The organism is Fictibacillus nanhaiensis (genome assembly GCF_042686385.1).
Lineage (GTDB): Bacteria > Bacillota > Bacilli > Bacillales > Fictibacillaceae > Fictibacillus > Fictibacillus nanhaiensis.
The window spans coordinates 3,001,342-3,026,729 of record NZ_JBHUPF010000006.1 but is presented as its reverse complement, the minus strand read 5'-3'; the positions used below and the strand labels follow the sequence as shown (position 1 = coordinate 3,026,729).

Below are 25,388 nucleotides of genomic sequence, written 5' to 3'. Positions count from 1 at the left end.
TTTTTTGTGTTCATATAAATGGAAAAGAAGGTCTTCAAAGCTTTTTATTGGGCATTTTCTTAACAAAGAGTGATAATAAAAGAAAAGGGTATGGAAGAGGGATGGGTCATGAAACTTAAAGGAATTCACCATGTTTCAGCGCTAACTGCAAAAGCACCTGAAAATTTTAAATTCTATACAGAAGTAATGGGATTAAGGCTAATCAAAAAAACGGTAAATCAAGATGACACAAGTGTTTACCACTTATTTTATGGTGATGAAAAAGGAAATCCTGGGACAGAGCTTACGTTTTTTGAAATTCCGATGGCTGGAAGAAATCATGATGGAAACAACAGCATTTCGGCTATCTCACTTCGAGTGAAAAATGATGATGCGCTTCGTTTTTGGAAAGATCGTTTAAATGAACATGGGATTGAAGCGGAAGATATAAAGGAGCGCGCAGGTCGTAACACGCTGGCGTTTAGGGATCCTGAAGGTCAAAGAATGATCTTAGTTTCTGATGAAAACAACAAAGGCGTTGCTGGTGGGCAGCCGTGGAGCAAAAGCACAACACCACAAGAACATGCAGTCGTTGGGCTTGGTCCGGTACGGTTAACTGTACCTGCAGCAGAACCAACTGTACAAGTGCTAACGGAACTTTTAGGCTTCAAAAAAATCGGTAGCTATGCACCAGAAGTGGCAGATCAACCTGAAATCATTGTGTTAGAAACAGGTGAAGGGGGAAGCGGTGCAGAAATTCATGTTGAAGAACGAAACGACCTTCCTCAAGAACGACTTGGCAGAGGTGGAGTGCACCATGTAGCCTTTCGAGTGGATAATGAAGAAGAGCTTCACGAATGGATTGAAAAAGTAAAAACATCGAGATTTCCGAATTCTGGATTTGTAGATCGGTTTTATTTCAAATCTCTTTATTTCCGAGAACCTAATCGTATTCTTTTTGAACTTGCAACAGACGGTCCTGGATTTGATACAGATGAAGAATTAGAACATCTGGGAGAATCACTAGCACTACCGCCGTTCTTAGAAATACATCGTGAGGAGATTGAAGCGAAATTAAAACCTCTTCATACAAAACAATAAGAGATCGGCCTGAATTCTCCGGAATTTCAGGCTTTTTTTATTGAAATTTAAAGTAACAAGTAACCCCACTGCATAAATGGAAAAAGCTCTTTGTTCATAAAAAAAGAAACGCGTCATAAAAAAGGCATTTTAGGAAAAATTAAAAAACGTCACAATCATAACAAAAGAACGTCAAGATCAAGAAGTTCCTAAGCAGATGGATGAAGAAAAAGGTGAGACTAACCAAGCACCACAAGCACCTAAACAAGAAATGCAACAAAAAGATTCAAAAAAAGTCCAAGTGCGACCTGGGAAGAGCGGTCCATCACCAGGAATGAAAGATAATGGAAAAGACTAAAAATAGAGTATGAAAACCAAATTTTAAATGAAAATAACAAAGAGGTCATGTCTATGATCTCTTTGTTTTTATGAACAGAGAAATAATGAATCGGAGTGATCGGTCAATGTTGCAAGTATGGTTAGCTGGACTTCTTTTATTATCTTCATCAACTGTTGAACAAAATACGGATACCTTATTAGTTAATCAGGAAGGGCAAAAGCTAGCAGAAGTGAGTCGTAAACAGTTCGAGGGTTCAATTCCCGGGTTTCCGATGATCGATGACACCAAATACAATAAGTTTGTTGAACTGCTTGATAAAAGATCATATAAAGCACCGGTTAATGCAAAATTAAATGATCATGGTGGCATCATCCCAGGACAAGTAGGTTTTAAATTAAATCGAAAGTTGTTTAAAGAAAAGTTTTACACGTATTTTTTTGAACAAGGACCGAAAAAGATAGATGTGCCAGAAATGAATATCTATCCGAAAGTAGATACGGAAGTACTGGCTCATATTAAAAGTCAGCAGATTGGGCAGTATGTTACATACTTTAATTCAAATAATAAGAGTCGGACTACAAATATAGAGCTTGCTGCAAAAGCACTAGATAGTCATGTTGTTTTCCCAAATGAGACCTTTTCGTTCAACCAAGTCGTTGGTAAAAGAACTACGGCAAAAGGGTACAAAAGTGCACCCATTATCGTTAGAGGAGAATTGTCAGAAGGAATAGGGGGAGGAATCTGCCAAGTATCATCCACTTTATTTAATGCTGTGGATCGAGCAGGACTAAGAATCGTTCAGCGTTATTCACACAGCAAAAGGGTGCCATACGTGCCATCAGGTAGAGATGCGACCGTTAGCTGGTACGGTCCAGATTTTCAATTTCAAAACAAATACAATCAGCCCATACTCATTCGTGCTAAACGTTATGGTGGAAGTTTAATCATCAAACTTTATTCTTCTGAGATTCTTGATGAAAGAACACGAAAAGTACCGAATGCACCAACTCATATACCTGAAGAAATTCAAACCGATCAGAATGTGCATCTTTCTAACCCTAAAAGGTAATTTAAAGTACAATAATGATGTAATACTGTAATACATCTGTTTGAATTTGGGGAGTTGGATCGTTTGCAAACATTAGAAAAACTAACAGAACATTTTTGGTACCAAACACCTGTTTCAGAGACAGATCGGCCGATTTTGGGAGCTGTTGTAGGAAACGAAAGGACTCTGATGATAGATGCAGGAAACTCAGAAAAACATGCATCTTATTTTTTGGATGAACTACGTAAAAAGAACATTCAAAAACCGGATCTAGTCGTTATCACACACTGGCATTGGGATCACATTTTTGGGTTATCGGCATTAAACATTCCTTCCGTTTCTTCAGCAGAAACAAAAACAAAAATGCAGGAGCTTCTTCCTTTTTCATGGAGTGATGAAGATCTTGATAAGAGAGTCAAGCAAGGTGTTGAAATCGAATTTTGTGCAGAAGCCATAAAAAAAGAGTTTTCAGATCACCGTGACATCAAAATAAAGCTACCGACCATTACGTTTCATGCGAGAATGGAGATCGATTTAGGTGGAGTAACCTGTGTGCTTCAACATGTTGGAGGAGACCATACAACAGATTCAATCGTTATTTACATCAAGGAAGAAAAGATTTTATTTTTATCCGATTGTCTCTATGCAAATATGTACGCACCTAAAAATAATTATACGGTGAAACGAACACTGAAATTATTAGATGAACTCCAATCCTTTGACGCAGATTATTACATCTTCTCTCATTGGAAGGCAGCGACGAAACAAGAGTTTGAAACCGAAACAGCGATGTTGCGAAGATTTGCAACCCTTACAAAAAAATTTGAAGGTAATCAACAATCCATTGAAGAAGAATATAAAGTCCAGGTTAATCGAGAACTAAATGAAGATGAACGTGAAACCTTGCAGTTTTTTGTTAACGGTTTCAGTCTCGACCTAGATTTATAGAATGGGAGAAGAAAATGTTACAGACTTTTAAAGTGGCCATTGAACAATTCGGGGGAATAGAACGAGAGATTCGTGTGTGCTTGCCTTACGGGTATAGAGACAGTCAAGAATATTATCCCGTACTGTATATGCATGACGGTCAAAATCTATTTCGTGATGAAGATGCTAGCTATGGGGTTTCATGGGGTTTAGCTGATTATTTAAAGACGAGTAAAGTTCCTCTTATCATCGTAGGTATCGACTGTAATCATGAGGGATTCGAACGTTTTAATGAATACGCGCCATGGGAAAACCCAACAGTAGGGCCAGAACTTTTAAAATTTGAAGGGGTTTATGGTGGAAAAGGATCAGCATATATCGAATTTATTCTACATACGTTAAAACCACTTATTGATGAGAAATACAGGACGAAACCTGACGAAACATTAATGGCAGGCAGTTCGATGGGTGGCTTGATCTCAACTTATGCAGCTTGTCGCTACCCGCATATTTTCAAACGAGTAGCAAGCCTTTCTTCGGCCTATTGGTTTAATCAAACAGAGATTGAGAATTTTATAGAAGAAAGTGACTTAAGTGAGCTTAAAAGATTTTATATGGATATCGGAACCGATGAAGACACATCAAAAGTGGATGCTGCTCATTACATACGTTCTTCTGAAGAGGTCTATGAAGTTTTTAAGAAAAAGAACGTCGACGTGCGTTTTGAAGTGATCGAAGGCGGAGTTCATCATGAGACAGCTTGGCGAGAGAGAATGCCTAAGATTATTGATTATTTGTTGAAGTAAAGGGGAGATAGAAGTTGATCACATTTGAGAGAATGGACAACAAGCAGTTTAAAGATTACCTAAAGTTCATGCTGCCAGATTATATTCGTGATACCGCCGAACATTATAAACTAGATCAAGAGCTAGCTACTGAAAAAGCAGAAAAGCAAATGGAACAACTTCTGCCTGATGAGGAAAAAACAGAAGGACAGCACTTATTTCACATCAAAGAGGACCAAGAATTAGCCGGCTACCTTTGGTTTCATGTTTCTAAAGAAGAGAAAAAAGCTTTTCTGTATCATATCTTCGTATTGGATGAATTTCGTAAGCGAGGGATCGCTCAAACGGCTCTTCGCTTTTTTGAGAACGAATCAAAAGATGAAGGAGCTGATTATGTTGGCCTTCATGTATTTGGGTCGAATGAAAATGCAATTGCTCTTTATACAAAGCTAGGCTATAAACAAGCATCCATTTCAATGAACAAAGTTTTGTAAACGTTAAAAAAGGGAGAGAGATAAACATGAGAAAAATTGGATTGCAACTATACTCCATACAAAAAGAAACTGAAAAGAATTTATTAGGTACATTAGAAAGAGTAAAAGGGATCGGATATGACAGTGTACAATTTGCTGGATTGTTCGGGATTTCTGCTAAAGAAGTAAAAAAGGTATTGGACGAAAATGCTCTAACTGTTGCTGGAGCTCATATTCCCCTTCAGCAATTCTCTGGTGATGCATTTAAAAGGCAGATGGAAGATCAACTGATCTTAGAGAATGATTTGATGATCATGCCTTACTTATCGGATGAAGAAAGAAGATCGATCGACGATTACAAGCGTGTAGCAGAGGTGTTGAACGAAGCGGGATTAAGAAGCAAAGAGTATGGGATCCGTGTTGCTTACCATAATCATGATTTTGAATTTTACGAGCTAGAAGGTAAGATGCCGTTTGATTTGATCTATCAAGAAACAGACCCTGATCTAGTCAAGATGGAGCTGGACACGTATTGGGCAAAATATGCCGGGTTCGAGCCGGAAGAGCTGCTTAATAAGTATCGTTTACGCTGTGTATCCCTGCACCTCAAAGATATGGTAGTGAAAGAAGGGCAAAAACAGAGTACGATCGCTGGAACAGGAATACTTGATATCGGTAGTTTCCTACGATTAGCAGATGAACAGAAAGTTGATTATTGCGTAATCGAACAAGAGCATTTTGAAGGAGATCTTCTTTCAGAAGTTGAAAAAGGTGTGCAGAACGTTAAAGCACTTTTATAGAGGAGAAATCAGCGGTGGAAGATGTAAGGTTTGTTTCTTATATAGAAAAGAATCATTTCGAGCCGATACAAGAACTGAACAAACAAGAAGGTTGGACACAATTAGTTGAAAGAAACGAAGAAACAAAGCTGGCTTGGAGTAAATCAAACATAGCCTACGTCATGTTAAAGAACGAGGAAGTAATAGGTTACGCACGAGGGCTTACAGATGAACACGTAACACTCTATATATGCGAGATGCTGATTTCAAAGTCTTATCGTGGTCTAGGGTTAGGTGGGAAGCTGTTGAACATCATTCAAGGGAAATATCCAACAGCCCGTATGGAGGTGCTTGCATCACATACATCAAACACTTTTTATGAAGGACAAAATTTTCGACCTTTTTACGGATACCGAAGAACGTATGAAGAATGTAAATATTAGGAGGCGTCTTACATGGGTGAAAAAGTAACGAGTATCTCTGCTATACAAAGCCACATCAACAATGTATTCGTGCATGTAACTGAACTTAAAAAATCTGTAGAATGGTATGCTGATCTATTAGGGATAACGATAGACTTAAGCGAAGTGCAATCCCCTGTACATAACATTCCAGTAACAGGACAAACAGGATTATCACTGGATGATCATACGTTTGACCCATCTTTCCACCGATCACCTGGTTCTGGTCCCATGTTTAATCTATTTGCACCAGATATTGATGCAGCCTATAGAGAAATCCAAGAAAAAAATATGAAAGTGATCCGTGAGATCGAGTGGCATGGTGAAGTAGCTTGGTTTAATGTAGAAGATCCAGATGGAAACGTAGTTATGATCTGTAATTGTTAACGAATAAACGAATTATGAACATTGGGTCCCCACACGTTCTTTTTTTGTACGAGTGAGGGCCTTTTCTTGTGGATATAGATAATGACAGAACATTCCATCTATCTAGTATTTTCCTATTTGTGGTAAAGTGAATAGTAGAACGTTTTCAGGAGGAATCGAAATGAATGAGCAGAAATTAAATGCATTAAAAGAAGAGTTTGAGATTCTTGTAAGCGTAACCATAAATTCCTTAGAAGACCTCAAGAATTTTTTAAATCAGCAAAAACGCATCTACGAAAAAGTAGAAGAAGAGATGCTTCGCCATTATATTGCTTTCCAATGCCAAAGTAATGATGAAGAAATTAAAAAGCAATATGAATTTGATCAGCAACACATCAAGCCCATGTTTAAAAAGTACCAATCCCAACTTGACGAAAAAGTATTAGAATCACCATTTATGGGTGAACTGCCAGACGAAGAATATGGAGAATATAAGAAGAAACTAAGAACGCAATTTGCTCTTTTTCAAGAAGCAAACTTAGAAATAGAAAAACAAGAAGATGCGCTAACGAATCAATACTTTGAGATCACAGGAGGTCTATCTTCAAATTGGGAGGGGAAAGAAGTAACGATTAGTGAACTATTTGTTCATATCAGAGATTCAAAGCGTGATATAAGAGAGAAAGCGATGAAAGCTTTGTACGAGCCTATATTAAAAGAAGAAGAAAAACTTCAAAGTATTCTTGATGAGTTGATCCAGCTACGAGTGAAGAAGGCAGAGAACGCAGGCCTGAACGGTTTTAACGACTATATGTTTAAAAAATATAATAGATTTGACTATACACCAGAGGATTGTAAGGAACTCGCTGAATCCATACGTGAACATGTTCTTCCAATCACCATACAACTTCAAAAAGAGCACAAAGCTGAAATTGGCGTTGATGTTTATAAACCATGGGATGTTCAAGCAGAAGCAATTGGTCAAAAACCACTACAACCTGTAAGTTCCGATATAGAGTTGATTAATAAATCAGCGAAAGTTTTAAGCGAACTTGATGTGACGTTTGGTTCACTTGTTCATGAGATGAATGAGAAGAAGCTTTTTGATCTCACAAGCAGAAAAGGAAAAGCACAAGGTGGTTTCTGTGAATCACTACCTGAAACAGGGCTTCCGTTTATTTTTATGAACATGTCTAACACGGATAGTGACTTAGTTGTTTTTATGCATGAGATGGGACACGCCATTCATGATTTATTGAAGAGTGATCAAAATTTATATGCTTATAAGCAAATTCCGATGGAATCCGCCGAGCTAGCTAGTATGAGTATGGAGCTTTTCACGATGGATCGATGGGATGAGTTCTATAAAACAGAAGAAGAGCTCAAACGTGCGAAGAAGGATCAGCTAAAAGGTGCTTTGATGAGTCTTCCGTATATAATGGTGATTGATCAGTTCCAGCACTGGTTGTATCATCACCCGAACCATACGTGGGAAGATCGTATGAAGAAGTTTGGCGAATTAAAAGATCGCTATGATGCTTCAATAATCGATTGGAACGGATACGAAGAATGGAAAGTCAAAGGATGGTTCTATACCCTTCACATATATGAAGTTCCTTTTTATTTTGTGGAGTATGCCATTTCTCAACTTGGTGCCATTCAAATGTACAAAAATTATAAAGAAGATCCAGAGGGTACCATCAACAAATATAAACAAGCCTTGAAACTTGGAAGCTCTAAGTCTCTTCCAGAAGTTTATGAAGCTGCAGGAATTAAGTTGGATTTTTCATCTAAAAAGATTGCTGAGCTTATGGAGTTTGTTGCAAAAGAATTGGATCTACTATCCGTCAGTTAAATAAGAAAGCAAATAATTAAAGAATTTAAACAATTTAAAGGGATTATGCTTTATTAGTAGAAATATTAAAATAAGGCGCACTTTATATAAACCGTGGATTATAGGATTAACTAATAAAGAGGTGTCCATAAATTCTTGTCATAACCGGTTGGTGAGAGAGTTTTTACATGCACTGCCGACATACAATTTCCGATATTGAGCCGGACTCTATTCCCAGTGAACAAAGGAGCTTGTAAGCTGGATTCTCAATAACGAGAGTAAAATATGCGCAATTTAACATACGTTTTAGGATTCATTTTCCTTTGCAAGGGAAAAGTAAGTTAAATGGCATATTGTTTATGGGCAATTATTCGGAATATGAGGGGTGAAAGGTATGCGAAAACCCGATGACGAGAAATTATGGGACACAGGAACATCAGATTTTGAAGAAGGAGATAAGATCACCTTTCACAATACCGAGCAAGGTGTTGAGAAAACGTACACGGTCAAATGTGTGAAAGAGAATGGTGATATTGAGCTTGTCTATTCTGTAAAAAAACCAAGACCACCAATGCAGTAGCATAAGGTATAAATAAAGAAGACAGTTCACATATTTTCGTGAACTGTTTTTTATTTTTTAAAAATATGAAACACCTATGCATAATTGGTTAATAGTAAAAGGAATGATAAATTATGGGTGTTTACGACTTAGATATTAAGGTAAAAGAGGATTGAACAGTTATTTTTAGAGAGGAAGTATAATATGACTCAAAAGCCATTAATTGGTTTAACAAGTACGATCATGTCTATCAATACAATCGAAACTCAAAATGAAAATGTTGATACGATCGTTGTTTATAATAAATTTGCAGAAACAGTAAGAGACGCAGGAGGAATACCTGTTGTCATTCCAATGGGCAAACCGGAAGAAGCTGAGTTTTACGCAAAAATGTGTGATGGTCTGATTTTTACAGGTGGGGAAGATATCAGTTCCATCACTTACAACGAAGAACCTCACCCAAAGGCAAAAAAAGTAAACAAACATCGTGATGATTTTGAAATTGAACTTGTGAAAAAAGCACGTGATAACGAAAAAGCCATTCTTGCCATGTGTCGAGGCTATCACTTATTAAATGTTAGCTATGGTGGAACCATAATCCAAGACGTAGAGAGTGAGTTTTCAGACAGTATTAATCACTTTCAATCATCTGCAACTCGAACAGAACCTTCTCACACTGTTAGCATCGAAGAAGATAGTAAGCTTTATAAGATTGTTGGTGAAAAAGAGGTTGCGGTTAACAGCTTTCACCATCAGGCGATCGGAAAAGTCGGCAAAGGTTTACGTGTTGCAGCAAGAGCTTCTGACGGAGTAATTGAGGCCTTAGAGCTAGAGGATCAGGATAAAACTTTCTTGTTAGGGACGCAGTGGCATCCTGAAGAATTAAGACATGAGAACGAAAACATGATGGCCATCATAAAGACATTTATTAAAGAAGCAAAAAAAATTAAGGATAGAGATTGAAACCTCCCGTGCAGGAGGTTTCTTTATTTATAGAGAGAGGGAATGTTTATAAAAGGAAACTTTTCTCGGAATCATCACGTAGTATAGAATAGAAATTATTGAGGAGGCTGTCTCATGAATATATCGAGACTTTTGAAAATCATAACAGGCGGTATGGAAGCGTTTCTTGGCATTCCTTTTTTAGGAGGAGCAATCATTCTTGCTTCTGCATGGGGACCACTTCAATTCATGTTTGTTTTTCACTTAATTACGCTTATCATTTGTATCGTTCAGAAGGAGAGGTTTACAGGTAGTGTACTAGGTCTTATTACTTCTATCGTCGGCTATGTTCCTGTAATCGGAATGATCATGCACATCGTCACTGCTCTTGTTTTATTCTTTGACGCTGCTAGAGGGAGCAAAAAACGAAAGAACGAGCATGTCATTAATGTAAGAAAAGGGTATTAATAGCTTACCTTTCGTACGGAAAAACTTTCAGCCAAAACAGTGGATGAAAGTTTTTTTATTGAAAAAGAATGTTACATTATTTGGATGAAGGGTATTTTTAGACAATATGATGAGAGGAGATGAAAAGAGTTTGGAGATCTTATACGTTCCTTTAATACAGATTGCTATCGCTTATTATTTGTTTGTTCAAGCTCCACTTTATAATAAAGATCGCTGGCTCTGGTCCATACTAGGTTTTGTTTTTGGTCTCTTCACGTTGAGTATTTTCCTGATTCTAACAAACCGAAAAGGACTAGGTTGGACAATCTTAATCGCATTGACTCTTTCTGCTATCGCGGGAATTCTATTTTTAAGTTTACTGGTCTGGGCTGTCTTTTTTTCAAAAGGATAATGCGTGTATGAAAAAGAAGGTGAGTTTATGAAAAAACATCTAGTGTTTGTTTACGGGACGCTTCGAAAAGATGGAAGTAATGCCCACTTTTTGCAGCATGTAATATACATAGAACATAGGTGCTACGCTGAGGGACAACTATATGACACAGGTTGGGGTTACCCAGCATTAATTCTTGAAAAAGATAAATGGGTAACAGGTGAGTTATATGAAGTAACAACAGAGGAACTAAAACAATTAGACGAACTAGAAGATTTTGTGGAAAACAGAGCAGATAATTTATATGATCGAATATCTGCTAAGGTTCACACAACAAATGGTAAAGAAGAAGCTTTCGTTTATGTGATGAGAATCAAAGAAAGTCACTTTGTACCGCTCGTTGAGAACGATTGGATCAGATATCTCAATAAATAACTAAACAAAAAAAGAGGTCACCATCAACTGGTAGACCTCTTCTATAGTAAGGAGAAATCTTCTCTATTTAGCAATCAAGTTGTTAATACAATGCACAGCTGAGTCGACGTTATCAAACCGTTGAAGGGAGTTTGTTTCAATCTGTATCACTTCGAACGTTTGAGCGTTCTTTAAATACTTAACAGAAAAAACAGCCGTGTTGTTCTCACTAAAAGTGTGCGTAATATCTGATTCGATATATTGTTTGTTCTGCAGATTCAAGAGTATGTTTTTCACTTCTTGTTGGTTCATGATACATCGTCCCCTTTCTATTATGGGGGAACTTGTTAGGAACCCAAATAATAAGATTATTTTCCTTCCTTAACATTTATGCTAACATAAGTAATTTTGTTCGTACAGATAACGAAAGGCCTGTTCTTCTAATTTTACCCTTTTTTTATCGTCAAAATTGCTTCTACTTCGACATTACCCTTCAAAGCTCGTGAAATCATGCACGAATGCTCAGCTTTTGTGGCGAGTTTTTGAAGAAGTGTCGAAATGTTTTTTGACGGGTCATGTTTGATCGTGACGACCGGCCGATGAATGATCTTTTGATATGTGATCACTCCGTTTGTAACATCGACATATCCCTCAGAGTCCATCGTTAGATCAATCTTCTCTATTTTACTGCGTTCCATCATGGCAGCGAGTGTGATGATATAGCAAGTTGCTGCTGCTCCAAGCAACATCTCATCGGGATTTGTACCAATTCCCGGTCCATCCATCTCAGGAGGAATGGATACCTTTGTGTGCAGATTCCGTGTTTCGATCGTTCCCGTATCGTTTCTACCACCTGGCCAATGTGCATTTAAATGAAAAACATGTTGTGTCATTTAATATCACCTCAACTTATTCCTACTATCAGTGTAAATCAATAGAGCTTTTTCGTCACATTTCCTGTTTAGTGTCTGGAAATGTAAAAAATTTTGTTTTTTAGTGATCCAAATTGAAATTACCTTCGTTAGCTATTTGAAAACACTTACAAAGGGAGGTGATAACCAGGTGAAACGATTTGTACAATTGGTAGTATTCGCAGCGGGCATGAGTATTCCAGCAATCGTATCGGCTGATAGCGGTGGAATTCTTTCCCCAGTAACTAGTCTTACAAAAGAAACGACTGAGATTGTTGAAAGTGTTCCAGACAAAGTGAACATTTCGACGAAAGATCTTTCTGTTTCCGATGAGGTTGTTAAACCCACTTTAAAAACCGTTACAACCATTGTGAAAGATACAACGGATACTGTTGACAGGGTGGATCAAACGGTTAACGAAGTTACTGAAACGATAAGACCAGTCGATGAAGCGGTTAAAACGGTAACGAACACAGTGGATACGGTAAAAGAAATTGTTCCGACAGAAGCACATAAAAGTTCTAAACCGAACGTGGATATGAACCTTTCTGAAAAACCCTCTGTAAAAGTCGACGTGTTGGATCAGCAGGTAAATGTTACCGTTCCTCCTAGATCAACAAAGCCTCTAGCAGAGTTGAAACTTCCTGTCGTTTCAGAAATCGTTACTAAGCCAGAAAACGCGGAAGTGGTTAAAGTAAAACCAGCACCAATCTCAACACCAGTCAAAGATCCTGTTGTGAGGTACAAACCGACAGTTCGTGAAAAATTAAGTGAAACGAAGAATGTAAGAGTACAAGATCAAGAAGTTGTCATGAAAAAAGAAATAATAGAAACAGAGAAACCCGTTAGTACGGGTACGAGTGGAGAGGTACTTAAAAAGGGCAGAGATTTAGAAGGATCTGAGAAGCCTATCAGACAAAAATCGAGTCCAGATTATCCGATAACTCCAATGCTAACACCATCATCTCAAGGTGGACAAACTCCTTCCAGTTCTTCCAATGGTCCTATGACTTCTTCAAGCACAATTGCCTTTTTGGCCGTTTTAGATGGAGGGCAAAGTGATGCTCAGCTTGTAACAGGAATTGGACTTGATGGAGGAGTTCGACACTATTATGATCAATGGCTGAATGCTCCACCTGGGCAACCACCACAATCTTTCTTCTTCTAAATTATATTTGGTAAAACAAAAAATTAAGAAGAAGAAGGAGAGAAAAAAATGAAAAAATCAAACTTTATTAGAACATTTGCGATTACAGGCGCTGCTGCGGCAGGTTTATTCTTTGGAGGAAGCGAAACATTTGCAGATGAAGGGTCATCAAATCTTAAAATTGGAACAGGTCTGATCAGTAACATTCAGCTTTCTGATCAAGACCAAGATGAAGAATCTAATCTTAATCTTGATTTAGGTGCTGTTACAGGGATCGCACTAGAGAGTTCAGACGATGATTCGAACCACAACAGCGTTAAAGCAAACGTTGGTGCAGATGTAAATGCTGAAACTTCCGTTGATGAAGATGAAAAAGCTCAAGTAGGTTCTGATGTAAATGCAGGAGTTGAAGCTGAGTCAAAAACTGAAGAACGTATCGATTCAATAGCAAATGCTGCTGTTGGAACGAATGCTAAAGTTGAGAGTTCTTCTGCTGATGATGAAAGCAAAGCGTCCGTAACCGCAGATACAAAAGTTGGGGCTGAAGTTCGTTCTAATGAAGAAGACAACAAAGATTCTAGCTCTCTTAATGCTGGAGCAGATGTTCAAGCAACTGTTGAAGCTCAAGATGAAAGAGAATCAAATACTGCAGTTGAAGCAAACGCAGGTTTAACTGCAGAAGTAGAAGCGACTGAAGAAGACGAGAAGTCGGGCGCAAAAGTAAATCTAGGTACAGATGTGATGGCGAACGTAACTTCTGAAGATGAAGAGGATAACTCTTCTCTAATGGCTGACGCTGGTCTATGGGCAGGAGTAGAAGCGACTGAAGAAGACGAGAAGTCGGGCGCAAAAGTAGATCTAGGCACAGATGTGATGGCGAACGTAACTTCTGAAAATGAAGAGAATAACTCTTCTTTAATGGCTGATGCTGGTCTATGGGGAGGAGTAGAAGCGACTGAAGAAGACGAGAAGTCAAGTGCGAAAGTAGATCTTGGCACAGATGTGATGGCGAACGTAACTTCTGAAGACGAAGAGAATAACTCTTCTCTAATGGCTGATGCTGGTCTATGGGCAGGAGTAGAAGCGACTGAAGAAGATGAAGCGTCAAGTGCAAAAGTAGATCTAGGTACAGATGCGATGGCGATGGTTATGTCTGAAGATAAAGAAGATCGTTCTTCTTTAAGCACTATGCTGAATACGGATACAGCACTTGCTTTGTATTCTGATGATGAGCTTGAACAAACTTCTCTTAAGTTAAATTCTTCTATCATGGCAGATCTAATGAGCTCATTCGATGAAGAGGAAGATCGTTCTTTTCTATTTTCTTCGTTAGACACTGGTCTTGAACTTGGACTTGAAGGCAATGATGAAGATCGTGAGTTAGATTTAAATATTTGGACAGGCTTAATGCTTGGTGCAATGTATGACGGACAAGATAGTGAAGACTCTATCTTAGAACTTTAATAGAATAATAATTTAAGAGACGGCAGACGTGCTGTCTCTTTTTCTTTGGAATGAAATAAGAATGTGGGTAATCTCTTAAAAACGTAGACCAACAATTTTTATAGGTTATTATGTAGAAAACACCCTAAGTAAATGGAGAGAATTAGCGAAGGAAATAAATTGTTGGGGGACAGTCCCTCATGTATACTTAAGTTTATTAAGTATACATGAAGGTGTTAGATTAGGAGATGGCGCTATGGTGCATAAAGAAACAAATCTGAAGTTAGTTGTGGCTGGTTTATTGTTAGGGATTTTGATGGCCGCAATGGACAATACCATTGTAGCAACGGCGATGGGGACGATTGTAGCGGACCTTGGTGGATTTGATAAATTTGTTTGGGTTACAGGCTCTTACATGGTTGCGGTAATGGCAGGGATGCCTATTTACGGTAAGCTGTCTGACATGTATGGTAGAAAACGATTCTTCATTTTTGGTCTTGTTGTTTTTCTTATCGGTTCTGCTCTTTGCGGTCTTGCTCAAAATATGGAACAGCTGATAGCGTTTAGAGCGATTCAAGGTATTGGTGGTGGAGCCTTGATGCCGATCGCCTTTACGATTGTGTTTGATATTTTTCCTCCAGAAAAGAGAGGGAAGATGACAGGGCTTCTTGGGGCGGTTTTCGGAACTTCTAGTGTTCTTGGGCCTTTGCTAGGAGCATTCATTACGGATGCGATCAGTTGGCATTGGGTTTTCTATATTAACGTTCCAATAGGTGCAGCATCGTTTTACTTGATCTTTCGTTATTATAAAGAAACGCTTGAACACCGCGAGCAAAAGATCGACTGGTGGGGTGCCATCACACTTGTGATTGCCGTTGTTAGTCTGATGTTTGCTCTTGAACTTGGTGGCAAGACGTATGCATGGGATTCAACGCAGATTGTAGCATTGTTTACGATATTCACGGTCTTTTTCATCGTGTTCTTTGCTGTAGAACAAAAAGCATCCGAACCGATTATTTCATTTTGGATGTTTAAGAAGAGACTATTTGCTACTTCGCAGATTCTAGGGTTTCTTTACGGCGGAACATTTATTATTCTAGCTGTATTTATTCCAATTTTCGTTCAGGCGGTTTACGGTGGTTCTGCAACAAGTGCGGGATTAATACTTACTCCAATGATGTTAGGTTCTGTCGCTGGAAGTATGATAGGTGGAATCTTTCAAACGAAAACGAGCTTCCGTAACCTCATGATCGTATCCGTTGTTTCTTATTTCACTGGCATGTATATGTTAAGTGGTATGACTCCGGATACTTCTAGGATGATGCTTACCTTATTTATGGTGATTGTTGGATTTGGGATGGGCTTCTCGTTCTCCCTACTCCCTGCAGCAACTATCAATAAGATGGAGTTTCGTTACAGGGGTTCTGCCAACTCTACAAATGCCTTTTTACGGTCATTAGGTATGACGCTTGGTGTAACCATTTTTGGGGCACTTCAAAATCGAATTTTTTACGAGAAGATAAGTGACAATCTAAAAGGCTTTGCAGGGCAAGGTGCTGCAGCGTTTAAAGAGATCGATCCTCAAAAAGTATTTCAGGCAGGGGAGCGATCTAAAATACCTCCTGAAGTGTTGGATGGTATAACGGCTTCAATGTCTGCGTCTATTACAACTGTTTTCACTTATGCATTGATTCCGATCGTTATTTCAGCTGTAGTCATATTGTTTATGGGGAATGAAAGGGTAGAAACATCAAAACAAAATATAAAATCAAAATAAAAAAAGAGTTTGGGAAGAGAATATCCCAAACTCTTTTTTTATGCTGCCGAAGTTGCTTTCTTTTCTTTTTTCGGAGCAATCGTGTAAGACAAAGATACAATGATATCAATGGCGAGTATCAGCGCCCAAATACGTGTGACATTATTAGCCACATCGTTTTTGTAGAACAGATCTGTATCTGTTGTGTCATACCAATCTTTTAAGAGAGTGTCTATTTGTATGGATGATACAGCATCGGAGAGGCCAAACAATAACAGGAAAACACACTGTGCTGTGATGAATAAAAGAATGTGCTTATAAAGATTTTTTCTTTCTTGCTTCGCGTGTTGCATTCCATACATTGGTTTTGAAGCTGGTAGATCGGGTTCAGGTAACCCACGCGTTTTGGCAACCTTTCGTTGTATAAAGCGATCTATTTTTTGAAAATCGCTCTTTCCATACAAAAACGCATAAGCAATCACGACCAAGATAATGATTTGATAGGTTGAGAATTTTCCTGTTTTTAAATAATCGAAATATCCCATCGCAGCAATCCATAGGTCATTTAAAAGAAAAAGAATAAAGAATGCAATGCTCAATTTTTTCAGATTGAACCAATAACGGACGACTAAAAAAGATAAGGTTGAAACCCAAAATACGGTCTCGGCCAATATGAGAAATACCCACTTATGTTCCAAAACAAAATCCATTTGATGTTCATCCTTTCTCTGATATATGTACCAGTAAACCATTTTTAGAATACCACTTAAATATGGTTGAGTCTCCCATATTTAGGATCATTTCTCTTTAGTATTGTGTGATCATGAACAAGAATAGCATATTAAAAACGGAGTGATACCATGTATTCAGATACAGCCTCTGAATTACGCAGCATTCGTAAGACAATGATTGTATTGGGAATCGTAATATTATTTGTAGTCGGGTGAAAACAAAGAGAATAAACTTGTATTAAAAAAAGAGGAAGACTTAGACACTGTGGAAATCTCAGAATAATCTATGGTTAGAAAAGTAACTGTAAAATACAAGTAAGTTGTTTTATTAAGTAAGTTCTTCAATTATATGATATACTTTTTCTTAATTATTAAAATTTATAACACTTAGGAGGTGACAACTTATATTCCAGTAACTTGGGGTATAAGGAGTCTTTTTGGACAGTTTGACCTTATTGAAATTACTTGCAGTAGCCGCACTTATTCTACTAACCGCTTTTTTCGTAGCAGCAGAATTTGCGATTGTAAAGATTCGTAAATCAAGAATTGATCAACTAGCTGAAGAAGGTAACAAAAGAGCGATCGCAGCACAAAAGGTTATTTCCAACCTGGATGGATCACTCTCAGCCTGTCAGTTAGGAATTACAATTACAGCTTTAGGATTAGGTTGGTTAGGTGAACCTACGGTAGAAGCAATTCTCGGTCCTGTTTTTGAACAAATGGATTTAAGCCCGGCAATTGTTCACACATTATCATTTGCAATTGCTTTTGCATCCATTACTTTTTTACACGTTGTTCTTGGTGAGCTTGCACCAAAAACAGTAGCAATTCAAAAAGCTGAAACCATTAGCTTATTGTTATCACCTGCATTAATCGGATTCTATCGAGTTATGTATCCATTCATTTGGTTCTTAAACGGAAGTGCTCAGCTTCTAGTAAGAATGTTTGGTCTAAAACCAGCTTCCGAACATGATATGGCACATACGGAAGAGGAACTTCGTTTAATCTTAAGTGAGAGCTACAAAAGTGGTGAGATTAACAAATCTGAGTTCAGTTATGTGGAAAAGGTGTTTGAATTTGACGACAGAACTGCAAAAGAGATCATGGTCCCTCGTACAGAAATGATTTGTCTTTATGAAGACAATTCAGTTGAAGAAAATATTAATATAATCGCAGAAGAAAAATATACACGTTACCCTGTTGTAGGGGAAGATAAAGATAATGTTCTTGGGATGGTAAATGCAAAAGAAGTATTCTTTGATTTGATCAAAGGGAAAAAATACCCGCTTGAACATTACATTCGACCAACATTGAGCGTATTTGAAAATACACCGATTAAAGAAACACTTTTAAAGCTTCAGAAAAAGGGATTCCATATGGCTGTTTTAGTTGATGAGTATGGTGGAACAGCTGGTATAGTAACCATTGAGGATATTTTGGAAGAGCTTGTTGGGGAAATACGTGATGAATTTGATGAAGATGAATCACCAATGATTCACGCAGTTAGTCCGAATGTGAAGCATTTTGACGGTAAAGTATTGATTGCAGAAGTTAACGACATTTACGGATTACAAATCGATGATAGTGAGCTTGATACGATTGGTGGATGGGTGCTTTCTCAAAACTCGGAAATACAAGAAGATCAAGTTATAACTTTTGATGAATATGATTTCAAAGTGATTGAAATTGATGGTCACCAAGTGAAAAAGATTGAGATTACAAAAAGACTTAACCAAGATGAGATCAGTTCTTCATCTCAAGAATTAGAACACAACTTAGTTGAAAAAGAAGCGTAATCAAGAAGAGACTAGTCTAAATAGATTGGTCTCTTTTGTTGTTTATATATCAAAAGCAGAGAACAAATGAATGTAAGTAGGAGATACATTTGAAATCCATTACTATTCAATTAGAATACGATGAAAGTACCTTTAAACCATCACAAGATATTGAAAGAATATTAGAAGAAAAACTTTCAGGTACAGATTTAAAACTGGTTTCCGTATACCCAACTGCAGATTGCAAAACGTTTGATATTATGAAGGACAAAGATTTAACAGGAGCAGGTGGACAAACTTCTCATGACAATGAGAAACCACCAAATAGAAACTGAGACGGGAATTCCCGTCATTTTTCATTTATACTTCTAATTTCCCAGGAAATCGACTTAAATTGACAGAATATATTGACAAATTTATAGTGATTATTTACTATTTAAATAACTAAACTTTTAAGACAAAAGTAAAGGAGATGGAAGAATTTAAGGAGGTTGAGGGAGATGATAAGTGTGCCGCAATACCGTTTTATTCGTTTGATAACAGGTAGTGAGATATTAGATGTTGATATCTTTCTGTTCACTGACAAAACAACTGTAGTGGTAAGTATGCTTTATTACAAACATGAACATATTATCATGTCCTCTCAGACAGCTCCTGATCGAAAAACGGCTTTAAAAAATGCCTTTCATACTTTCTATGAAACCAAATTCATCTACGATCAAAAACACCTTTCAGCTATAAACTAAAAGAATCGAATAATCTAGCATTGAATAGTAAGAATATTTTTGAAAAAATATCTTTATTTGCAAAAGGACATATGTTTATAATTTAGGTAATCATGAACGAAACGTTTTGATTAACGTTTTTAATGGAGGGTGGGTATGGAAACTTCAGATGGTCAAGTATTAAGAGATAGCCTTTTCATTAACCAAATGAAAACATATGCCAATCAATTTGAACATTCTGAAACACCTTTTCTTATCCAGAAAGATCGAACGTGGGTTTACGTAAATCCTGCAGCTAGAAAAATTTTAGAAGCGGAAGAAGATATAATTGGTCAGCCTATATGGAACAACCTGCCTAATGAGTTACATTCCTTAGTAGAAGAAAGAATTAAAGCATGCGACATGGGTATTGCCCCTAAGCCCAGTGAACAAACTTGGATCACTCAAAAGGGTAACCATGTTCGATTAGAGGTAATTGGATTTCCCCTATTGTTCTCGTCACACGCCACACAAATCATTATCCGTAATTTAACTCAGCAGCACCTTGAAAAGAAAGAGACACTTGATCATTTAAAGCTTATTACAGAAAATATGATAGATATCATAGGAATAGTTAGTCGTGAAGGAATCTTTACCTATTTAACACCGTCCTATTTTTTAGTAACGGGTTATACAGAAAGTGAAGCAATTGGAACCACACCCTTTAATCTTGTTCATCCTGATGATCGAGAAAGAGTCATTCATGAATTTACTCGTATGATTTTAGAACATGTACCTCTTACGATTGAATACAGATATCTAAAGAAAGATGGCGTCTACATTTGGTTGGAGTCGAAAGGGACGCCTATCAATCATAAAAAAAACCAATCTGCTATAGTTGCGTCGCGAGACATTACGAAAAGAAAACAAGCAGAAGATGCGTTACGAAAGAATGAGTTTAAGCATCGTATTATTCTCGATCACAGCAATGATTTAATCTGTTCAGTCGACCCTGATGGAATGTATTTATACGCTTCTCTTTCTTATAAGAGTATTCTAGGGATCGAGCCCAATTTATTGATTGGCACAAATGCTTTGAACTGTGTTCACATGGAGGATCATGAGAGTGTAGGAGAATATATAAAGTCAGTCGCAGCGCTGGAGAATCCTCTTCCTCTCATTTACCGAAAGATGCATGCTTCAGGTCATCCAGTTTTATTAGAAGGTAAAGGAATGCCTATGGTGTCTGATGAAGGCGACATTGAGGGTATCGTTTTTATCTCTCGTGATATTACAGAAAAGAAAAAAGCAGATGAGTATATACGAAATAGTGAGAAACTTGCAGTGTTAGGAGAACTAGCCGCTGGTGTTGCTCATGAGATCAGAAATCCACTAACATCCATTAAAGGTCTGTTTTCCTTAATGAAAAATAGCGAGATCGATCAAAGTAAACTCTTTTTATACAATGATGTGATCTGTGAAGAACTGAATCGGATTGAATCGATCGTTAATGAGTTTATGGCTTTAGCGAAACCAGATGCTACACAATACAGGAAGAAAGTAAACATCATTCAGCTTCTTCAAGACACTGTGATGTTATTAACGTCTGAAGCTAATCTGTATAATGTTGAGATTCGTTTATTATTTAAAGAGAAGGATCTTTTTGTCTCGTGTGAAAAGAACCAGATTAAGCAAGTATTTGTCAATGTCATAAAAAATGCGATTGAAGCTATGAATGATGGGGGAATCCTCACGATAGCGATTGAAGAAACAGTGGATCAAAAAGTTAAGCTGATCTTTGTAGATAATGGAATCGGAATTGAAGAAGAGCGATTAAAGAGCATTGGTGTTCCATTCTTCACCAACAAGGAAAAAGGAATCGGTCTCGGTCTAACGGTTAGTAATAAAATTATTACAGAGCATAAGGGAGATCTGAAAGTAGAAAGTTATCCTGGAAAAGGTACAACCGTTTCAATCACTTTACAAAAAACAGAATAGATTTTAGAAAGTCATTGAACGAGCGGAAGAGAGTAATGACATTTGAAAATCAAAAATTTCAATAGGCTTACGACGAAAAGAAAGAAGAAGCTGATAAAGAGATCAATGATAAAGTAAAGGCATGGAAAGAAAAGTGGAAGAAATAAATGGGCTCTTATGAAATGAATAGACATAAAAAAGAAAGACTGAACTCTACCCATGAGAGTTCAGTCTTTTAAATGCCGTCAAATAGTTTGAAAACACTTCTTCCAAGTAGTCTGATGAGCCATATGATTAGTTCAGGAATAACTAATAGAAGATCAATCATAAAGTCTAGCCATGTGTATGTTTCATTTCTTTGCTTCTTTTTCTTTTTACGCATAAGGGCCATTTAGCCATCACCTTTACCTTTAATGAAGATAAAAAAATTTACTTTAATTAGAATTATATTTATGAAGTAAAGATTTGATTAAGAAGAACAGGACATTGGAAGCATAAGATTGTTTTTTTGAAATGTGATGAAAACAACCTCCACAGTTCTTCGTTCTTTTATGGATGACAAGATTAGTAAGTTGTTCCTATGAGTAATTTTATATACGTTTACATAAAAAAATAGTTTCTTAATATTTCCACTCTATAATGAACGAGTAATAAATTCATTTAAAAGGGGTTGCATCAAGTATGGATGAAAGACCGATGGATGAATGGATTAAGAAACTCACAGAAGACAGCTTAAAAAAAAACAAACTGGATCGCAGAACGTTTCTTGCAGGTGCCGGAAAGATTGCAGGAATTTCACTGGGGCTTACCATTGCTCAGTCGCTAGGCAGTTACGAGGTGAACGCAGCACCAACATTTAGAAATTATCCGTTCACGTTAGGTGTAGCATCAGGTGACCCGTTAGCAGACAGTGTTGTTCTATGGACAAGATTAGCACCAGATCCATTGAATGGCGGAGGGATGCCAAATCAAGCTGTACCTGTAAAATGGGAGATCGCAGAAGATGAACGATTCAAAAAGATTGTGCAGAAGGGAACAGAACTAGCGCGTCCAAATCTGGCGCACTCTGTACACATTGAAGTAGATGGACTTAAACCAAACCACATATACTACTATCGATTCAAAAGTGGCTATGAGTATAGCCCTGTAGGAAGAACGAAGACTCTTCCTAGAAAAGGTGAGAATGTAAAGAGTATGACTTTTGCATTTGCATCTTGTCAGCAATATGAACATGGTTTCTTTACGGCCTATCAGCATATGTCAGAAGAAGAGTTAGATTTTGTTGTTCATCTTGGCGACTACATATATGAATACGGACCTAATGAATATGTATCACCATCTGGCAATGTAAGAACGCATAGCGGTCCAGAAATTATGACACTCGAAGACTATCGAAACAGACATGCTCAGTACCGTTCTGATGGGAATTTAAAAGCAGCTCATGCAGCATTTCCTTGGGTGGTAACGTGGGATGATCATGAAGTGGAGAACAACTATGCAAACATGATTCCTGAAAAAGGTCAGTCTGTTGAGGCATTTGTCAAACGTCGTGCGGCGGGTTATCAAGCGTATTATGAGCACATGCCACTTCGCCGATCTTCCTTGCCACATGGAGCCGACATGCTACTCTATCGAGATTTCACGTATGGAAACTTGGCGATGTTCAATGTAATGGATACACGACAATATCGGGATGATCAAGCAAACGGAGATGGCAGTAAGCCGCCTACTCCTGAATCTCAAGATCCGAATCGTACTTTAACAGGGATAGAACAGGAACGATGGTTGCTTCAAAACTTAGGAAACTCTAAAGCACATTGGAATGTTCTTGCTCAGCAAGTATTCTTCGCACAAAGAAACTATGGTACGGCTGATGCGCCACGATTGAGTATGGATGCATGGGACGGATACACGGCATCTCGTGAACGCATCACAAATTTTATACAATCCAAGAATTTAAATAATGTTATCGTACTAACAGGTGATGTACATGCGAGCTGGGCGTGCGATCTAAAAGCGGATTACAATGATTCATCTTCAAATGTAATTGGAGCTGAATTTGTTGGAACATCCATCACCTCTGGTGGGAACGGTGCCGATAAACGTTCAGATACAGATAAGATATTAGGTTTAAATCCTCATATTAAATTCTTCAACGATTATCGAGGTTATGTTCGATGTACGGTTACTCCTGAAGAGTGGAGGGCTGATTATCGAGTCGTCCCGTTCGTAACGTCACCAGGTGCTGCTATCTCAACGCGTGCTTCATTTGTCTATAAAAAAGATCAAAATGGTCTGCAACAGGTGGGGGCAGCGAAGGTTGCAGAAGGAGTTAAGGTATCTAGCGAAGTAGAAGAAGATCGAAACCGTGCTCATGGTAAAGCGCATGAGAAGCAGATGAAGAAAACCGGTGTAAAAGCTACGCAATAAAATGTGGAGAGGATGGATGGAAAGTTATAATCCATCCTTCTTTTAGTTTGGTTGGTATATATCTAACGTGTTTTTATTCACAGCATGATCTTAACAATGATTAACTTATCTGTAATCTAGGGTTTATATTTTATAAATATACTTTTCATGTAGGATTAACATCTTGATAGGAGAGAGAATAAAATGACGAATTCCTTTGATGAACAGCACCCAGACCAAAAATCTAAGATTACGCGTAGAACGTTTATTGAACGCACAACAAAGGTAGCAGGACTTTCCCTAGGGTTAACTTTTATAAATCCAATGACCTCACTAGACGTTCTAGCTGATCGTGGTAAAAAAATGAGTCGCAAAAAGCCACTACTTGTTTTTCCAGTTGTCAGTGATGTACATATGAATGAAACGTCCGATCAAACCTTCAATAAATTTAAAGAGACTCTCAAACAATTAAACCAACTCGTACCTAAGCAAGATGCATTTGCTGTAGTAGGTGACTTAACAGACAATGGTCTAGTACCGGAATATGAGAAGTTCAAAACGGCTTATGAAGCAAATAAACAATCAAAAGCTGTTTCGCTGATCGCAATCGGAAACCATGATTATTGGAACGGTTTACCAGAGGCTGATGCTCAAAGGCGCTTTTTAGAAGTAACAAAAATGCCGGCAATCTACTATCACAAGATTATCAAAGGGTATCATTTTATTGTGCTTGGGACTGAGGATGGGGTGACAGAGGGTACGTTCTCTGTTAAACAAATCAAATGGTTGTCTGAAAAGTTAAAGCAAGCACATACCGATGATCCGAAGAAACCCATCTTTGTTTTCCATCACCAGCCGATCAAAGATACCATGTACGGAAGTGAGTGGGGCTTTACAGTGAATAGAGATTTATTCTACGATACGTTGAAAAAATATCCGCAAGTCATTACATTCTCAGGCCACACACACTATCCATTAGATGATCCTAGAATTATTCACCAAAAAGATTTTACAACGATCGGTACTTCAACTGGCGCGTATCTATGGCTGGACGCTGGACGTATACAAGGAGAAGTTCCTGAAGGAGCAGATATTCTAAACCAAGCTTTAATCGTCGAAGTGTATGAGAATAAGGTGTTAATTAATCGCCGTGATATCCATAATAAGGATTGGACAGGTGAACCGTTTGAAATTAGTGTTCCTGCCAATAAGAATAGTTTTAAATATACGGATGCTAGAAAAGATAAAAAACCACCATTTTTTACAAACGATGCGATGCTTTCTATTGCGAACGACATGACGACAGCTACTAGTCTTTCAATTATGTTTACACAAGCAAAAGACAATCTGCTCGTTCATGATTATAAAGTAATCGTTACAAACCTAGAGACCAAAGAAGTGGCGAAAGAATATTTAGGTTTTTCAGAGTTCTATAAAGATCCTGTTCCTAATCCTCTCATTCTTAATCTTGAAGGGTTAGCACCATCTACAACGTATGATATAGAAGTGTTTGCACTCGATGCATATGGAAATATCAGTGGAAATTCAATCAAGGCCATAGGCAGAACAAAGAAAGGTGAGCCAATAGCTAAGGTTGAGTAAGTAAAATTACACTTTTGGGAATCGGACAGATAAACGCTCGAATTGGACAGATTAATCTTTCAATTGGACAGATTAACACTGGAATCCGACAGATTCGTTATGCAATCC

At 37.7% G+C, this 25,388-nt stretch carries 28 protein-coding genes; 24 read left to right on the top strand and 4 right to left on the bottom strand.

What is annotated here, in order from left to right:
• Positions 1-108: 108 nt before the first annotated feature.
• The 15 genes from ACFS5O_RS19280 to ACFS5O_RS19210 all read left to right on the top strand — a co-directional run bounded on the left by ACFS5O_RS19280 (position 109) and on the right by ACFS5O_RS19210 (position 10,846).
• Complete coding sequence (locus ACFS5O_RS19280; protein WP_205725511.1) at positions 109-1,080, top strand: ring-cleaving dioxygenase; 972 nt, start codon at positions 109-111, stop codon at positions 1,078-1,080.
• A gap of 196 nt (positions 1,081-1,276) precedes the next feature.
• Positions 1,277-1,417 (top strand): hypothetical protein, encoded by a 141-nt coding sequence (locus tag ACFS5O_RS19275; RefSeq protein ID WP_205725512.1) that lies wholly within the window; start codon positions 1,277-1,279, stop codon positions 1,415-1,417.
• A 106-nt stretch (positions 1,418-1,523) separates the two neighbouring features.
• The gene (locus ACFS5O_RS19270) at positions 1,524-2,468 is read left to right on the top strand and encodes a VanW family protein (protein ID WP_205725513.1); all 945 of its coding nucleotides are present in this window, start codon (positions 1,524-1,526) and stop codon (positions 2,466-2,468) included.
• A gap of 63 nt (positions 2,469-2,531) precedes the next feature.
• On the top strand, positions 2,532-3,395 hold the full coding sequence (locus tag ACFS5O_RS19265) for an MBL fold metallo-hydrolase (RefSeq protein ID WP_205725514.1): 864 nt from the start codon (positions 2,532-2,534) through the stop codon (positions 3,393-3,395).
• A gap of 14 nt (positions 3,396-3,409) precedes the next feature.
• The gene (locus ACFS5O_RS19260; protein ID WP_205725515.1) at positions 3,410-4,180 is read left to right on the top strand and encodes an alpha/beta hydrolase; all 771 of its coding nucleotides are present in this window, start codon (positions 3,410-3,412) and stop codon (positions 4,178-4,180) included.
• 14 nt (positions 4,181-4,194) lie between these two features.
• A complete protein-coding gene (locus tag ACFS5O_RS19255; protein ID WP_205725516.1) occupies positions 4,195-4,653 on the top strand; it encodes a GNAT family N-acetyltransferase in 459 nt (152 codons plus the stop codon).
• Between the two features lie 26 nt (positions 4,654-4,679).
• Positions 4,680-5,432 carry a sugar phosphate isomerase/epimerase family protein gene (locus ACFS5O_RS19250; protein WP_205725517.1) on the top strand — a complete coding sequence of 251 codons (753 nt, stop codon included), beginning with the start codon at positions 4,680-4,682 and terminating at the stop codon, positions 5,430-5,432.
• 14 nt (positions 5,433-5,446) lie between these two features.
• Positions 5,447-5,854, top strand: coding sequence for a GNAT family N-acetyltransferase (locus tag ACFS5O_RS19245; protein ID WP_205725518.1), 408 nt, complete (start codon positions 5,447-5,449; stop codon positions 5,852-5,854).
• 12 nt (positions 5,855-5,866) lie between these two features.
• Entirely contained in the window at positions 5,867-6,259 is a 393-nt protein-coding gene (locus ACFS5O_RS19240; protein ID WP_205725519.1) for a VOC family protein, read from the top strand.
• A 160-nt stretch (positions 6,260-6,419) separates the two neighbouring features.
• A complete protein-coding gene (locus tag ACFS5O_RS19235) occupies positions 6,420-8,093 on the top strand; it encodes a M3 family oligoendopeptidase (RefSeq protein WP_205725520.1) in 1,674 nt (557 codons plus the stop codon).
• 373 nt (positions 8,094-8,466) lie between these two features.
• A complete protein-coding gene (locus ACFS5O_RS19230) occupies positions 8,467-8,652 on the top strand; it encodes a hypothetical protein (RefSeq protein ID WP_205725521.1) in 186 nt (61 codons plus the stop codon).
• A 183-nt stretch (positions 8,653-8,835) separates the two neighbouring features.
• Positions 8,836-9,594 (top strand): gamma-glutamyl-gamma-aminobutyrate hydrolase family protein, encoded by a 759-nt coding sequence (locus ACFS5O_RS19225; RefSeq protein WP_205725522.1) that lies wholly within the window; start codon positions 8,836-8,838, stop codon positions 9,592-9,594.
• A 114-nt stretch (positions 9,595-9,708) separates the two neighbouring features.
• Positions 9,709-10,041, top strand: coding sequence for a hypothetical protein (locus ACFS5O_RS19220; protein WP_205725523.1), 333 nt, complete (start codon positions 9,709-9,711; stop codon positions 10,039-10,041).
• Positions 10,042-10,171: 130 nt separating this feature from the next.
• Positions 10,172-10,432 carry a hypothetical protein gene (locus ACFS5O_RS19215; protein WP_318300154.1) on the top strand — a complete coding sequence of 87 codons (261 nt, stop codon included), beginning with the start codon at positions 10,172-10,174 and terminating at the stop codon, positions 10,430-10,432.
• A 27-nt stretch (positions 10,433-10,459) separates the two neighbouring features.
• Positions 10,460-10,846 carry a gamma-glutamylcyclotransferase family protein gene (locus tag ACFS5O_RS19210; protein WP_205725524.1) on the top strand — a complete coding sequence of 129 codons (387 nt, stop codon included), beginning with the start codon at positions 10,460-10,462 and terminating at the stop codon, positions 10,844-10,846.
• 63 nt (positions 10,847-10,909) lie between these two features.
• On the opposite strand, the gene ACFS5O_RS19205 is transcribed toward ACFS5O_RS19210, so the two are convergent.
• Positions 10,910-11,137, bottom strand: a complete 228-nt coding sequence (locus ACFS5O_RS19205; RefSeq protein ID WP_205725525.1) for a DUF1797 family protein — start codon at positions 11,135-11,137, stop codon at positions 10,910-10,912.
• A 134-nt stretch (positions 11,138-11,271) separates the two neighbouring features.
• The gene (locus tag ACFS5O_RS19200) at positions 11,272-11,718 is read right to left on the bottom strand and encodes an OsmC family protein (RefSeq protein WP_205725526.1); all 447 of its coding nucleotides are present in this window, start codon (positions 11,716-11,718) and stop codon (positions 11,272-11,274) included.
• A 169-nt stretch (positions 11,719-11,887) separates the two neighbouring features.
• Here ACFS5O_RS19200 and ACFS5O_RS19195 point away from each other — a divergent pair, with 169 nt between their 5' ends.
• The 3 genes from ACFS5O_RS19195 to ACFS5O_RS19185 all read left to right on the top strand — a co-directional run bounded on the left by ACFS5O_RS19195 (position 11,888) and on the right by ACFS5O_RS19185 (position 16,103).
• Positions 11,888-12,904 carry a hypothetical protein gene (locus ACFS5O_RS19195; RefSeq protein WP_205725527.1) on the top strand — a complete coding sequence of 339 codons (1,017 nt, stop codon included), beginning with the start codon at positions 11,888-11,890 and terminating at the stop codon, positions 12,902-12,904.
• Positions 12,905-12,952: 48 nt separating this feature from the next.
• Entirely contained in the window at positions 12,953-14,347 is a 1,395-nt protein-coding gene (locus ACFS5O_RS19190) for a hypothetical protein (RefSeq protein WP_205725528.1), read from the top strand.
• A gap of 235 nt (positions 14,348-14,582) precedes the next feature.
• Positions 14,583-16,103 (top strand): MDR family MFS transporter, encoded by a 1,521-nt coding sequence (locus ACFS5O_RS19185; protein ID WP_205725529.1) that lies wholly within the window; start codon positions 14,583-14,585, stop codon positions 16,101-16,103.
• Positions 16,104-16,141: 38 nt separating this feature from the next.
• On the opposite strand, the gene ACFS5O_RS19180 is transcribed toward ACFS5O_RS19185, so the two are convergent.
• The gene (locus ACFS5O_RS19180) at positions 16,142-16,792 is read right to left on the bottom strand and encodes a hypothetical protein (protein WP_205725530.1); all 651 of its coding nucleotides are present in this window, start codon (positions 16,790-16,792) and stop codon (positions 16,142-16,144) included.
• Between the two features lie 467 nt (positions 16,793-17,259).
• On the opposite strand from ACFS5O_RS19180, the gene ACFS5O_RS19175 reads away from it, so the two are divergent.
• From ACFS5O_RS19175 to ACFS5O_RS19160, 4 genes are all read left to right on the top strand, one after another.
• Entirely contained in the window at positions 17,260-18,609 is a 1,350-nt protein-coding gene (locus tag ACFS5O_RS19175; RefSeq protein WP_205727213.1) for a hemolysin family protein, read from the top strand.
• Positions 18,610-18,698: 89 nt separating this feature from the next.
• Positions 18,699-18,923 carry a hypothetical protein gene (locus tag ACFS5O_RS19170; protein ID WP_205725531.1) on the top strand — a complete coding sequence of 75 codons (225 nt, stop codon included), beginning with the start codon at positions 18,699-18,701 and terminating at the stop codon, positions 18,921-18,923.
• Positions 18,924-19,088: 165 nt separating this feature from the next.
• Positions 19,089-19,334 (top strand): hypothetical protein, encoded by a 246-nt coding sequence (locus tag ACFS5O_RS19165; RefSeq protein ID WP_205725532.1) that lies wholly within the window; start codon positions 19,089-19,091, stop codon positions 19,332-19,334.
• A 135-nt stretch (positions 19,335-19,469) separates the two neighbouring features.
• Positions 19,470-21,290, top strand: a complete 1,821-nt coding sequence (locus ACFS5O_RS19160; RefSeq protein WP_205725533.1) for a PAS domain S-box protein — start codon at positions 19,470-19,472, stop codon at positions 21,288-21,290.
• A 214-nt stretch (positions 21,291-21,504) separates the two neighbouring features.
• Here the strand turns inward: ACFS5O_RS19160 and ACFS5O_RS19155 are convergent, their stop codons facing one another.
• A complete protein-coding gene (locus ACFS5O_RS19155) occupies positions 21,505-21,660 on the bottom strand; it encodes a hypothetical protein (RefSeq protein WP_205727342.1) in 156 nt (51 codons plus the stop codon).
• A 290-nt stretch (positions 21,661-21,950) separates the two neighbouring features.
• On the opposite strand from ACFS5O_RS19155, the gene ACFS5O_RS19150 reads away from it, so the two are divergent.
• Together ACFS5O_RS19150 and ACFS5O_RS19145 are read left to right on the top strand one after the other, a co-directional pair.
• Positions 21,951-23,699 (top strand): alkaline phosphatase D family protein, encoded by a 1,749-nt coding sequence (locus ACFS5O_RS19150; RefSeq protein WP_205725534.1) that lies wholly within the window; start codon positions 21,951-21,953, stop codon positions 23,697-23,699.
• A gap of 183 nt (positions 23,700-23,882) precedes the next feature.
• Positions 23,883-25,280: a metallophosphoesterase family protein gene (locus ACFS5O_RS19145; RefSeq protein ID WP_205725535.1), complete on the top strand. Its 1,398-nt coding sequence runs from the start codon at positions 23,883-23,885 to the stop codon at positions 25,278-25,280.
• Positions 25,281-25,388: the final 108 nt, after the last annotated feature.

Bases quoted from the DNA above. Each gene is read 5' to 3' on its own strand.
- ACFS5O_RS19280 (WP_205725511.1), top strand. From the start codon at position 109: ATGAAACTTAAAGGAATTCACCATGTTTCAGCGCTAACTGCAAAAGCA.
- ACFS5O_RS19275 (WP_205725512.1), top strand. From the start codon at position 1,277: ATGGATGAAGAAAAAGGTGAGACTAACCAAGCACCACAAGCACCTAAA.
- ACFS5O_RS19270 (WP_205725513.1), top strand. From the start codon at position 1,524: ATGTTGCAAGTATGGTTAGCTGGACTTCTTTTATTATCTTCATCAACT.
- ACFS5O_RS19260 (WP_205725515.1), top strand. From the start codon at position 3,410: ATGTTACAGACTTTTAAAGTGGCCATTGAACAATTCGGGGGAATAGAA.
- ACFS5O_RS19250 (WP_205725517.1), top strand. From the start codon at position 4,680: ATGAGAAAAATTGGATTGCAACTATACTCCATACAAAAAGAAACTGAA.
- ACFS5O_RS19240 (WP_205725519.1), top strand. From the start codon at position 5,867: ATGGGTGAAAAAGTAACGAGTATCTCTGCTATACAAAGCCACATCAAC.
- ACFS5O_RS19235 (WP_205725520.1), top strand. From the start codon at position 6,420: ATGAATGAGCAGAAATTAAATGCATTAAAAGAAGAGTTTGAGATTCTT.
- ACFS5O_RS19230 (WP_205725521.1), top strand. From the start codon at position 8,467: ATGCGAAAACCCGATGACGAGAAATTATGGGACACAGGAACATCAGAT.
- ACFS5O_RS19225 (WP_205725522.1), top strand. From the start codon at position 8,836: ATGACTCAAAAGCCATTAATTGGTTTAACAAGTACGATCATGTCTATC.
- ACFS5O_RS19220 (WP_205725523.1), top strand. From the start codon at position 9,709: ATGAATATATCGAGACTTTTGAAAATCATAACAGGCGGTATGGAAGCG.
- ACFS5O_RS19210 (WP_205725524.1), top strand. From the start codon at position 10,460: ATGAAAAAACATCTAGTGTTTGTTTACGGGACGCTTCGAAAAGATGGA.
- ACFS5O_RS19205 (WP_205725525.1), bottom strand. From the start codon at position 11,137: ATGAACCAACAAGAAGTGAAAAACATACTCTTGAATCTGCAGAACAAA.
- ACFS5O_RS19200 (WP_205725526.1), bottom strand. From the start codon at position 11,718: ATGACACAACATGTTTTTCATTTAAATGCACATTGGCCAGGTGGTAGA.
- ACFS5O_RS19190 (WP_205725528.1), top strand. From the start codon at position 12,953: ATGAAAAAATCAAACTTTATTAGAACATTTGCGATTACAGGCGCTGCT.
- ACFS5O_RS19185 (WP_205725529.1), top strand. From the start codon at position 14,583: ATGGTGCATAAAGAAACAAATCTGAAGTTAGTTGTGGCTGGTTTATTG.
- ACFS5O_RS19180 (WP_205725530.1), bottom strand. From the start codon at position 16,792: ATGGATTTTGTTTTGGAACATAAGTGGGTATTTCTCATATTGGCCGAG.
- ACFS5O_RS19165 (WP_205725532.1), top strand. From the start codon at position 19,089: ATGATAAGTGTGCCGCAATACCGTTTTATTCGTTTGATAACAGGTAGT.
- ACFS5O_RS19160 (WP_205725533.1), top strand. From the start codon at position 19,470: ATGGAAACTTCAGATGGTCAAGTATTAAGAGATAGCCTTTTCATTAAC.
- ACFS5O_RS19155 (WP_205727342.1), bottom strand. From the start codon at position 21,660: ATGGCCCTTATGCGTAAAAAGAAAAAGAAGCAAAGAAATGAAACATAC.
- ACFS5O_RS19150 (WP_205725534.1), top strand. From the start codon at position 21,951: ATGGATGAAAGACCGATGGATGAATGGATTAAGAAACTCACAGAAGAC.
- ACFS5O_RS19145 (WP_205725535.1), top strand. From the start codon at position 23,883: ATGACGAATTCCTTTGATGAACAGCACCCAGACCAAAAATCTAAGATT.